This is a genomic window from Sulfuricaulis sp., from assembly GCF_024653915.1.
Classification (GTDB): Bacteria; Pseudomonadota; Gammaproteobacteria; order Acidiferrobacterales; family Sulfurifustaceae; genus Sulfuricaulis.
This window is the reverse complement of record NZ_JANLGY010000027.1, coordinates 45,286-56,498: the sequence shown is the minus strand read 5'-3', so window position 1 is coordinate 56,498 and position 11,213 is coordinate 45,286. Positions and strand designations below refer to the sequence as shown.

Genomic DNA, 11,213 nt, shown 5'->3' with positions numbered 1-11,213 from the left:
CCACGGAGGCTTCGATACACTCGGCCCCGCCATCCGTGGCGGGGCGCTCGCCGGGACGAAGACACGTTAAGTGTCTTCGTCTGTTTCCGGCTCGCCCTGCTTAATCCTGTCAATTAAGCTTTTACCGGTCTTTTTGCAAGTTTGCGCTGAAGCGTGCGCCGGTGCATGCCAAGCCGGCGCGCGGTTTCCGAGATATTGCCGCCGCATTCCGTCAGCACTTTCTGAATGTGCTCCCATTCCAGGCGCGACAATGGCAGGGGTTTGGTCTCCACCGGCACTGCCGCGTTACCGCTGTCGCGCTGGAAAGCGGCGACGATCTCATCGGCATCCGCGGGCTTGGCGAGGTAATGAATGGCGCCGAGCTTGATGGCCTCCACCGCCGTGGCAACGCTGGCGTAACCCGTCAACACGACGATCCGGGTGTGCGTATCCAGATCCTTCAATTTTTTCACCAGCTCAAGACCCGAAGGTCCGGGCATCTTGAGGTCAACGATGGCGTACTCGGGTGAGTCGCTTTCCGCCGCCGTGAAACCCTCGGTAACGTTGTGCGCCACGCGCACCGAAAACCCGCGCCGCTCGAGCGCCGCTGACAATACCTGGCAGAAGGTGGCATCGTCGTCCACCAGAAGCAGGGACGGTTTATCCGACGTATGCTCGGTATTCATGAAGGTCTCTCCACGCGCAGACTGGACAGGGGCATGATCAACTGCGTGCACAGGCCGCCGCCTTCGCGATTATACATTTGCACCGACCCGCCGAGACGGCGCAACGTGGCGTGCGCCAGAAACAATCCCAGACCAAGACCCTGCCCCGGCGCCTTGGTGGAGAAGAACGGCTGACCGGCAGTGCGCGCCGCATCGGGCGTCAGTCCCGCGCCGCGATCGCTGATCTCGAGCACCAGCTCCTGCTCGTTCCAGCGCGCGCTGATTTCGACATTATCGGGCGAGGAATCGGCCGCATTGTTCAATATATTCACGATGGCCTGGCTCAGTGTCTGCTCCGCGACGATTTCGGGCGAGGGTCGCGTGCCCTCGAAATGACGCCGCACGGAAACGCCGTGGCGCATGCCCTGCCAATGCGTAACCACATCGGCCAGATAATTTTCCAGCTGTACGCTCCGACCGCCCTCGGCACGCGATGCGCCCACCGAGGCCGACAGCGATGAAAGTATGGATTTACAGCGGTCAATCTGTTCGCGCAGGACACGCAGATTATCGCGCAGTGGCGGCGCGGCCATCGCGTCCCGCTCCATTTCTTTGGCCAGCACCGCCATGGTAGCCAGCGGAGTGCCCAGTTCATGTGCCGCACCCGCGGCGAGCGTGCCGAGCGCCACGATGCGCTCGTTGCGCAGCTCGTCCTCGCGCATCTGCGCCAGCAGGCGGTCGCGGCTGCGGCGCGTTTCACCCATGCGCACGGCAAACCAGGCGATCAATGCCGCGCTCAGCAGAAAACCGAGCCACATCCCAAGCACGTGCAGGCCGAAATCATCATGTTCAGCCTGGCTGTGCGGCAGCGGGACATAAAAAAACATTAATAAGGTGTAACAGGCCATGCTCACCGCCACCATCGCCCACGCGTAACTCGCGGGCAAGGCGGCGGCGGTCAGCGCCAGCGGCAGCAGATACAAAATCACAAACGGATTGGTCGAACCGCCGCTGAAATAAAGCAGCGCAGTCAGCGCCACTACGTCCAGAACCAGATGCCCGAATAATTCGGCTTCGGAGATCGGCCAGGGACGCCGCAACCGCAGCCACGTCATGAAGTTGAACAGCGCCATCGCTGCGATGATGCCGATCAGCGGCCGCAACGGCAGTGCCATGTGCAAACTGGTCACCGCCACCCACACCGCCAACAACTGTCCGGCCAGCGCGATGCAACGCAACACGATCAGGCGCCGCAGGTTGATGGCGTTCGTGGACGGCAGCGAGGGCATTGGCTCCATGAGGTACCTTTCTTTAGAGGCATTTTGCCACAGACCAGGAATGGACTTTGCAAATTCGCTCCAGGCGAATTTGGCTGCGCTTTAGCGCGCCCGAAGGGCGCGGGCCAAAGACAGCCTGCGACACAAATTTGGACGGCCGAAGGCCGGCCCCGGAGCACGAAGTGCGGAGGGGTCGCACCCAGGGATGGGTGTGACACAAATTCGCCGGGAGCGAATTTGGTCGCGCTTTAGCGCGCCCAGAGGGCGCAGACCAAGGATGGTCTGCGACAAATTGTCGCGCGACGATTTACCGCATTCAGGCAACCGGAAACGCACGCTAGGATGGCGACAAATCGATAACTATGACGTAACCACTGGGGGAATAAAAAATGAGGCTTTACCTGTCTCTTCTTTCGGTCTGCCTGTTAATGGTTGCCACAGCCAGGGCGGCAGAATTGTCAGATACAGCCGTGACCCGGCATGAAGAAGTCACCGTGACAGGCACACGTGAAGCCCAAACGCTCGCCGAAACGCCGGCTTCGATAGGTATCGTCGGGGGCGAGACTCTGCGCCAGGACAAACCCGCCCATCCTACCGAGGTCATGGGCCAGGTGCCCGGCGTGCACGTCAACATCACCAACGGCGAAGGCCACATGACCGCCATACGCCAGCCGATCACGACCAGCCCGGTCTATCTCTTTCTGGAAGACGGCGTGCCGGTGCGCTCAACCGGTTTCTTCAACCACAACGCGCTCTACGAGATCAACGTGCCGCAGGCGGGCGGCGTGGAAATCAACCGCGGCCCGGGCACCGCGCTCTACGGCTCGGACGCGATCGGCGGCGTGGTGAACGTGCTGACACGCACCCCGCCCGCGACCGGCGAGGTCACTGCCAGCGCCGAGGCCGGCGGGCATGGCTGGAAGCGCATACTCGCGGGTGGCGGCAACACGCATGGTGTCGATGCCTGGCGCGCGGATGTGAACCTCACCGACTCGGACGGCTGGCGCGATGCCACGGCCTACGACCGCCAGAGCGCGACCGCACGCTGGGACCACGCTTTCGGCGACAATGCAGTCGCGAAAACCGTGCTCTCGTACTCGACGATCGACCAGCAGACCGGCGCCAACGCGCCGCTGATCCAGGACGATTACGATAACCATCCGACGAAGAACTATCACTCCATCGCCTTCCGCGAGGTGGACGCGGTGCGCCTGTCGAGCGCCTTCGAGCGCGAGTCGGGCGACACGCTGGTGTCGGTGATTCCCTACGTCCGCGACGACAGCATGACGCTTCTGCCGAACTTCACGCTGAGCTTCGATCCGCAGCTGTACACCACCTCGAACCAGTCGTTCGGGGTGCTCAGCAAGTGGCGCAAGGATTTCGAGCCGCTGCGCGCGCGCCTGATCGTGGGCCTCGATCTCGATTACAGCCCGGGAGGGCGCGAGGAGAACAGCCTCACCGTCACCAGCACCGGCACAGGTGCCTCACGCGTGTTCACGAGCTATACCGTTGGGCCGCGCACCTATGAATATGATGTTGCGTTCCTGGCTGTCTCGCCCTACTTGCATGCAGAATTCTCGCCGAGCGAGCGGCTGCGCGTGACGGCGGGACTGCGCTACGACGACATGCGCTACGACTACGACAACAATCTGACCGACAATGCCTTGCAGGTTGGTAGCAGTTTCTATGGCCACGCCGCCGACACCTCTGTCAATTTCAGCCACGTCAGCCCCAAACTCGGCGCGACTTACGCCGTCGGGGAGAACACGAGCGTGTTTGCGGCCTGGAACCACGGCTTCCGCGCCCCCTCGGAGAGCCAGTTGTTCCGGCCCACGCGCGCGACCAGCGCAGTCGTCGCGCAGGGTAACGCCCAGTCGGCCCTCGGACTGGATCCGATCAAGGCCGACCAGTTCGAAGTGGGCGCGCGCGGGCGCGCGGCGGGAATGAATTATGATCTCGCGGTTTACTATCTCAGCAAGCAGGATGACATCGTGTCGTTTCGCGATCCCGCCACCAACGTCACCCAGTCCATGAACGCCGGTGAGACACTGCACCGCGGTGTCGAGGCAGGGCTGGGAATTCCGCTCGGCGGTGCGCTTCGCCTCGATGCCGCGTTGTCCTACGCCACACATTTCTATAGAGAATGGCAGGTTTCACCAACCGCCGATTTGAACGGTAAGGAAATCGAATCGGCGCCGCGGCGAATCGGCAACACGCGGCTGTCGTGGGTGCCGGCGGCAGGCAGGCGCGTGCAACTGGAATGGGTGAACCTGGGGTCGTACTGGATGGATCAGGCCAACACCACCCAATACGACGGACACAACCTGTTTAATCTGCGCGCCAATTGGCCGCTCGCGTCGCGCCTCTCGGTCTTCGGCAGCGTGCACAACCTGACCGACGTGCGTTACGCGGAGAGCGCCTCCATCAGCTCCAGCACGCCGGTATTCGCGCCAGGCCTGCCTCGCACGCTGTACGCAGGCGTGGAAGCGACATGGTGAGACCTCTCGCATGCGGCGCGCGGCGCTGATAGCCACGCTCGCCTTCGCCACGGCGGGCTGCGCCGCCGTGGTCGGACCGCCGCGTGCACCGGAAAAGCACGATCACGCCGCCACGTGGCAGAAGTCACTGGCTCGCCCCCCGCTTGCCGTGAGCGCGGCGTTCGACGCACGCAGTCGGCTGTGGCTGGCGCGTGTCGAGGGCGGTCACGTGTTGTTGAGCATTTCGGAGAACCGTGGCGCCAGTTTCAGCACGCCGGTGCGGGTGAATCCCGATCCGGAGCGGGTAGCGGCCGAAGGCGAGAACCGCCCGAAGATCGCCTTTGGCGCGGGCGGTGAGATTTACGTTTCCTGGACCCAGAGCCTGGAACAACCGTTCAGCGGCCACGTGCGCTTCAGCCGTTCGCTCGACGGCGGCCGGACCTTTTCCCTGCCGGTCACCGTCAACGACAATCGCGAACTTATCAGCCATCGTTTCGAATCCATGATTGTTGACCGACGCGGCGCCATCCATCTCGCCTGGCTGGATCGGCGCGATGCGGCGCGGGCGAGACAACGCGGCGAGGCATATACGGGGATTTCGGTATATCACGCCGTCTCGCGCGATGGCGGTAAAAGTTTTGACGCCAACCACCAGATAGCAGAACACTCTTGCGAATGCTGCCGCATCGCCATCGCGCTCGACACCGACGATGTCCCGGTCATCTTCTGGCGCCACGTGTTCGGCAGGAATACACGCGATCACGCGCTGGTGCGGCTCGACGGAAAGTCTAAACCGGCGCGCGTCAGTCACGACGACTGGGGGGTCGACGCCTGTCCGCATCACGGCCCGAGTCTCTCCATCGGGACCGATGGCATTTATCATCTCGCCTGGTTCAACGGCGCGACGGGACGCGTCGGACTTAATTATTCGCGCACCACCGACCGCGGCGGACGCTTTTCCTCCCCTCTGGGATTTGGCAACAGCGAGGCACAGGCGGCACACCCGCAGGTGCTGGCCCTGGGAAACCGCGTGTGGCTCGCGTGGAAGGAATTCGACGGACGTGAGTCCACCGTCCAGATCATGCATTCGACCGATAGCGGGCTTTCGTGGTCCACCCCGGCCGTCCTCGCCTCGACGGATGGGGCCTCGGATCACCCACTGTTGTTCTCGGATGGCGTGAAGGCTTATTTGTCCTGGAACACGGTAAAACAAGGTTACCGCCTGATCACCCTGCAGGGAGAAAAATCATGACCCGGGGCGCCGGCAAAGCTGCTTTTTTGTTCTGCCTCTTGCTGTTGGCAACACCGCTCGCCGCGCAGGAAATCAAGCCCTTCGAATCCAGCAGCCTGAGCCGGATCGTGGCCGCGCTCCAGCCACGTCCGTTCGTGTTGGCGCTGTGGTCGCTCAGCTGTCCACACTGCCCGGACGATCTCATCCTGTTCGGCGAACTGTCAAAAAAATATCCCAAACTGGACATCGTGCTCATCTCCACCGACACACCGCAAGACATACCGGCCATCTCCACGGTCCTCGCGCGCCATCGTCTCGAACAGGCTGAGGCCTGGGTGTTTGCCGACGCCTTCAGCGAACAGCTGCGCTACGCCATCGATCGGCAATGGCGCGGCGAGCTGCCGCGCACTTATCTGTACAGCACCGACGGGACCGTCCGTGGCATCAGCGGAAAGCTGACGGCATCGCAACTGCAGCCATGGATCGAACAGCAAATGGCGCTCGCGAAACATCCATGACAATCCATCTCGCCGCCAAACTGCACGAAATGCCGCCGGCCACGCTGACGGCGTTCACTCTCTCGGTCGCGGCGCACGTGGGGCTGATGCTCTGGTTTGGACCGGTGACGATCCGGGCGCCCCAAGCCGCGGCGTTTGAGCCCATTGAGGTGGCGCTGGTGAGCGAACCGGCACCGCGACATACCCTGAAATCCGCGCTGCGGCTCCCTGTCCACCCGCGCGCCGTTAACCCGGAGGAATCGCAAACCGAAACTGGCGCGGCCGAACCGGCGCGCGCCTCCTCTTCGAGCCAGAATGAAGAACCGCTGGTGGAAACGCGCTATGACGTCCGCTCGCTCAACAACCCCAAACCACCCTACCCGCTCGCCGCGCGGCGGCTCAGCATGGAGGGTCGCGTGATCTTGCGTGCGCACGTGCGTGAAAACGGGCAATGCACCGACGTGCAATTGAGGCAAAGCAGTGGCTACGAACTGCTCGATGCCGCCGCCCTCCAGACCGTCAGGCGGTGGCGTTTCATCCCCGCGTCGCGCGGTGAAACGGCCGTGGCTTCTTGGGTGGAAATCCCTATCACCTTCCGGTTGCGAGAAGCGGCACAGGGAGGCGCCGGTTACGGAGCGAAGGACGCTAACGAATCGGCTATGAACTGAGTTTCTTTTTAAGCAGCTCGTTGACCTGTGCCGGATTGGCCTTGCCCTGGGTCGCCTTCATCACTTGGCCCACGAAATAACCGAACAAGGTTTCCTTGCCGGCGCGGTATTGCTCATGCTGCTTGGGATTCCTGGCGATGATTTCGTCAATCACCTTCTCGATCGCGCCGGTGTCGGTAATTTGTTTAAGACCCTTCTTCGCAATCACGGTGTCGGCGTCACCCTCACCGTTCCACATGGCCTCGAAAACTTCTTTCGCGATCTTGCCGGAGATGGTGTTGTCAGCGAGGCGCTTCAGAAGACCTGACATCATCGCCACCGTCACCGGTGACGCAGCAATATCCTTGTTGTCACGGTTGAGGAACGCCGCCAGTTCACCCGTGACCCAGTTGGCCGCGATCTTGGGGTCGGAACCGGACTCACGCACCAACTGTTCGTAGTAATCCGCCAGTTCGCACGACGCGGTCAACACGCCTGCGTCATAAGCATTGAGGCCGTAATCCTTCATGAAACGCGCGCGCTTGGCGTCCGGCAGTTCCGGCAAGGTCTTTTTAACGTCGGCAATAAAGGTCTCTTCCAGCACCAGCGGCGGCAGGTCGGGGTCGGGGAAGTAGCGATAATCCATCGCCTCTTCCTTGCTGCGCATGGAGCGCGTGACGTCCTTGTCCGAATCGTACAGGCGTGTCTCCTGTGCGACTTTGCCGCCGCCTTCGATCAGGTCGATCTGGCGCTCGACCTCAAATTCAATGGCCTTCTCGACGAAGCGGAAGGAATTGATGTTCTTCAGTTCCGCGCGGGTGCCGAATTTCTTCTCGCCTTTCGGACGCACCGAAACGTTGGCGTCGCAGCGGAACGAGCCCTCCTGCATGTTGCCGTCGCAGATTTCGAGATAGCGCACCAGCTCATGCACTTTCTTGAGATAGGCCACGGCCTCTTTCGCCGAACGCATGTCGGGCTCGGAGACGATTTCCAGCAACGGCGTGCCGGCGCGGTTGAGATCGATGCCGGTCATGCCGTGGAAATCCTCGTGCAGGCTCTTCCCGGCGTCTTCCTCGAGATGCGCGCGGGTGATGCCGATCGTTTTTTCCACACCATCCACGTCAATCGTGATCTGGCCCTTGGCCACGATCGGCAGCTCGTACTGGCTGATCTGGTAGCCCTTGGGCAGATCCGGATAGAAATAATTCTTGCGCGCGAACACCGAGCGGTGATTGATGGCGGCGCCGATGGCGAGCCCAAACTTCACCGCCATGCGCGCGGCTTCCTTGTTGAACACCGGCAACACGCCCGGCAGCGCAATATCCACCGCGCACGCCTGGGTGTTCGGCTCGGCGCCGTATTTCGTGGCCGCGCCCGAGAACGCCTTGCTCCGGGTCATGAGCTGGGCGTGGACTTCAAGACCGATGACGGTTTCCCATTCCATCAGTCGAACCCCTTCGGCATGCGCTGGTGCCAGTCCGTCGCCTGCTGATAGCGGTGCGCGACGTTGAGCAGGCGCGCCTCGTCGAAATAGCGGCCGACCAGTTGCAGGCCCACCGGCAGGCCGTCGGGGGCAAAACCGGCAGGGATGGACATGCCCGGCAGGCCGGCGAGATTCACGGAAATGGTGTAAATATCGCTCAAATACATGGCCACCGGGTCGTCGCTCTTTTCGCCGATCTTGAACGCGGTCGTGGGACTGGTCGGGCCCATGATGACATCGCAGGACTGGAAGGCGCGCTCGAAATCCTGTGCGATCAGACGGCGCAGCTGCTGGGCCTTCAGATAATAGGCATCGTAATAGCCGGCGGACAGCGCATAGGTCCCGATCATGATGCGGCGCTTCACCTCGGCGCCGAAACCTTCTGCACGGGTTTTGCAGTACATGTCGAGCAAATCCTTGTAGTCGCTGGCACGGTAACCGTAGCGTGCACCATCGAAACGCGAAAGATTGGATGACGCCTCGGCCGGCGCCAGCACGTAATAGCAGGGAATTGCCAGCTGGCTGTTGGGCAAACTCACCTCGACCACCTGCGCGCCAAGCTTTTTGTAATCGGCGATGGCAGTCTCAACCACCTTCGCCACTTCGGAACTCAGGCCCTTGCTGAAATATTCCTTGGGCAAGCCAATGCGCAGACCTTTGATATCCTGATTAAGACCCTGGGTGTAATCCGGGACCGGCTCGTCCACGGAGGTGGAATCGCGCGGATCGAAGCCGGCCATGGTATTTAACAGCAAAGCGCAGTCTTCCGCGGTGCGGCACAGGGGCCCACCTTGATCGAGCGAAGAAGCAAAGGCGATCATGCCGTAGCGCGAGACACGTCCGTAACTCGGCTTGAGTCCCGTCAGGCCGGTGAGCGAGGCGGGCTGGCGGATGGAACCGCCAGTGTCGGTGCCGGTCGCGGCCGGAACCAGGCGCGCGGCCACTGCCGCGGCCGACCCGCCCGAGCTGCCGCCGGGAACCCTGTCGGTGCCCCACGGGTTCTTCACCACACCATAATAGGAAGTCTCGTTGGACGAGCCCATGGCGAACTCGTCCATGTTGGTCTTGCCGAGACAGACGGCGCCGGCCTGGTTGAATTTTTCGATGGTCGTCGCATCGTACGGGGCGACGAAGTTGGACAGAATCTTCGAGCCGCAGGTGGTCAGCCAACCGTCGGCGCAGAAGATGTCCTTCTGGGCGATGGGGATGCCGGTCAGCGCGCCGGCCTCGCCCTTCGCGATCCGGGCGTCGGCGGCCCGGGCCTGGGCCAGCGAGCGCTCCGGCTCCAGCGTAATGAAGGCGTTCAGGTCCTTATACTTATTAATGCGCTCCAGAAAGGCGCGAGTCAGCTCGACGCTGGAGATTTCCTTGCGGCCCAGGGCGCGCGATAGCTCGGCAACGGTTTTTTCAAACATGCGGTTCTTGACGTCCGGGCGGCGAAAACTACTCTATGACCTTGGGGACCAGGTACAGGCCGGCCTCGACCGCCGGCGCGATTTTCTGGAACTTCTCGCGCTGGTTGGACTCGGTGACCTTGTCCTCGCGCAGCCGCAGACCGGCCTCGTTCGGGTGGGCCATGGGGGCAACGCCGGTGGTATCCACGGCGTTCATCTGCTCGATCAGACCGAGGATGCGGGAAAGCGTCTCGGCATAGGCGTCAGCCTCTTGCTCGGTGATGTGCAAACGCGCAAGATGCGCAATCTTGCGTACCTGTTCGCGGTCCAGAGACATGCGATTTCGTTCAAGGAATAGGAATGAAATCGAAAACTATCATATTCGTCCCGCCGGTTGAACCGCCCGACTGCGGTTGATACAGTTAGCGCGTTTCAGACGCCTTCAAGGACAGAATTCTCCTCATGTTCAAAAGCTTTCGTGGTTTCTTCTCCAGCGATATCGCCATCGACCTGGGCACCGCCAATACCCTTATCTTCGTACGTGACAAAGGCATTGTACTGAACGAGCCTTCGGTCGTCGCCATTCGCCAGGATTACACCAGCCGCAACAATCGTTCCATCCTGGCCGTCGGCACCGAAGCCAAGAAGATGCTCGGTCGCACGCCGGGATCGATCCAGGCGATACGGCCGATGAAGGAAGGCGTGATCGCCGACTTCACCGTCACCGGCGAGATGCTCAAATATTTCATCCGCAAGGTGCATGAGAACCGTTTGTTCCAGCCAAGTCCGCGCATCGTAATCTGCGTGCCCTGCGGGTCAACACAGGTCGAACGCCGCGCGATTCGCGAGGCCGCCATGAGCACGGGCGCGCGCGAGGTATTTCTGATTGAAGAACCGATGGCCGCGGCAATCGGCGCCGATCTCCCCATCATGGAGGCAACCGGCTCGATGGTGCTCGATATCGGCGGCGGCACCAGCGAAGTTGGCGTGATCTCGCTCGGCGGCATTGTGTATTCGCATTCGCTGCGCATCGCCGGCGACAAGATGGATGAAGCCATCGTGAACTATGTCCGCCGCAAATACGGCCTGCTGATCGGCGAAGCCAGCGCGGAGAACGTGAAAAAGGAAATCGGTACGGCGTGGGAAGGCAGTGAGGTCACGCAAATGGATGTCAAAGGCCGGCACATTGCCGACGGCGTGCCGCGCGCCCAGGTGCTCAACAGCCAGGAAGTACATGCGGCGCTGTCGGAGTGTCTCGCCGGTATCATCGGCGCCATCAAGATCGCCCTCGAGCAAACACCGCCAGAACTCGGCGCCGACATTGCCGAGAAGGGGCTGGTGGTTTCAGGGGGAGGCGCGCTGCTGCGCGATATCGACCGCATGCTCTCGGAACAGACCGGCCTGCCGATCATTATTACGGAAGATCCCCTCACCTGCGTGGTCCGCGGCTGTGGCCGGGCGCTCATGGAGGCCGAAACGCTGGGCGATGTTTTCGTATACGAATAGGTTGATCCCGGCATCCCCGCCCGGCGTCACCTGCACCTGCCCCCGCGCCACGGCCGC

Annotated in this window: 10 protein-coding genes; 5 read left to right on the top strand and 5 right to left on the bottom strand. The window is 61.9% G+C overall.

The window, feature by feature from the left end; translation table 11 throughout:
- Positions 1–113 precede the first annotated feature (113 nt).
- Both NUV55_RS13145 and NUV55_RS13140 read right to left on the bottom strand, forming a co-directional pair.
- A complete protein-coding gene (locus NUV55_RS13145) occupies positions 114–665 on the bottom strand; it encodes a response regulator transcription factor (protein WP_296673698.1) in 552 nt (183 codons plus the stop codon).
- On the bottom strand, positions 662–1,942 hold the full coding sequence (locus tag NUV55_RS13140) for an ATP-binding protein (RefSeq protein WP_296673696.1): 1,281 nt from the start codon (positions 1,940–1,942) through the stop codon (positions 662–664). The genes NUV55_RS13145 and NUV55_RS13140 overlap by 4 nt, the downstream gene beginning before the upstream one ends.
- Before the next feature lie 434 nt (positions 1,943–2,376).
- On the opposite strand from NUV55_RS13140, the gene NUV55_RS13135 reads away from it, so the two are divergent.
- From NUV55_RS13135 to NUV55_RS13120, 4 genes are read left to right on the top strand one after another with little or no spacing between them, the layout of a single operon-like run.
- Positions 2,377–4,419, top strand: coding sequence for a TonB-dependent receptor (locus NUV55_RS13135; protein ID WP_296673694.1), 2,043 nt, complete (start codon positions 2,377–2,379; stop codon positions 4,417–4,419).
- A 10-nt stretch (positions 4,420–4,429) separates the two neighbouring features.
- Positions 4,430–5,650, top strand: a complete 1,221-nt coding sequence (locus NUV55_RS13130) for a hypothetical protein (protein ID WP_296673692.1) — start codon at positions 4,430–4,432, stop codon at positions 5,648–5,650.
- Positions 5,647–6,147, top strand: a complete 501-nt coding sequence (locus NUV55_RS13125) for a redoxin domain-containing protein (RefSeq protein ID WP_296673690.1) — start codon at positions 5,647–5,649, stop codon at positions 6,145–6,147. Before NUV55_RS13130 ends, NUV55_RS13125 begins: the two co-directional genes overlap by 4 nt.
- The gene (locus NUV55_RS13120) at positions 6,144–6,794 is read left to right on the top strand and encodes an energy transducer TonB (RefSeq protein ID WP_296673688.1); all 651 of its coding nucleotides are present in this window, start codon (positions 6,144–6,146) and stop codon (positions 6,792–6,794) included. The genes NUV55_RS13125 and NUV55_RS13120 overlap by 4 nt, the downstream gene beginning before the upstream one ends.
- Here NUV55_RS13120 and gatB read toward each other — a convergent pair.
- Genes gatB through gatC form a run of 3 tightly spaced genes read right to left on the bottom strand, consistent with a single transcriptional unit; the run spans position 6,784 to position 9,987 of the window.
- Positions 6,784–8,217 carry an Asp-tRNA(Asn)/Glu-tRNA(Gln) amidotransferase subunit GatB gene (gene gatB, locus NUV55_RS13115; protein ID WP_296673686.1) on the bottom strand — a complete coding sequence of 478 codons (1,434 nt, stop codon included), beginning with the start codon at positions 8,215–8,217 and terminating at the stop codon, positions 6,784–6,786. The genes NUV55_RS13120 and gatB overlap by 11 nt on opposite strands.
- Complete coding sequence (gene gatA / locus NUV55_RS13110) at positions 8,217–9,671, bottom strand: Asp-tRNA(Asn)/Glu-tRNA(Gln) amidotransferase subunit GatA (RefSeq protein WP_296673684.1); 1,455 nt, start codon at positions 9,669–9,671, stop codon at positions 8,217–8,219. The genes gatB and gatA overlap by 1 nt, the downstream gene beginning before the upstream one ends.
- A gap of 28 nt (positions 9,672–9,699) precedes the next feature.
- Positions 9,700–9,987, bottom strand: coding sequence for an Asp-tRNA(Asn)/Glu-tRNA(Gln) amidotransferase subunit GatC (gene gatC / locus NUV55_RS13105; RefSeq protein ID WP_296673683.1), 288 nt, complete (start codon positions 9,985–9,987; stop codon positions 9,700–9,702).
- Positions 9,988–10,112: 125 nt separating this feature from the next.
- On the opposite strand from gatC, the gene NUV55_RS13100 reads away from it, so the two are divergent.
- Complete coding sequence (locus tag NUV55_RS13100; protein WP_296673681.1) at positions 10,113–11,156, top strand: rod shape-determining protein; 1,044 nt, start codon at positions 10,113–10,115, stop codon at positions 11,154–11,156.
- The last annotated feature ends 57 nt before the right edge of the window (positions 11,157–11,213 follow it).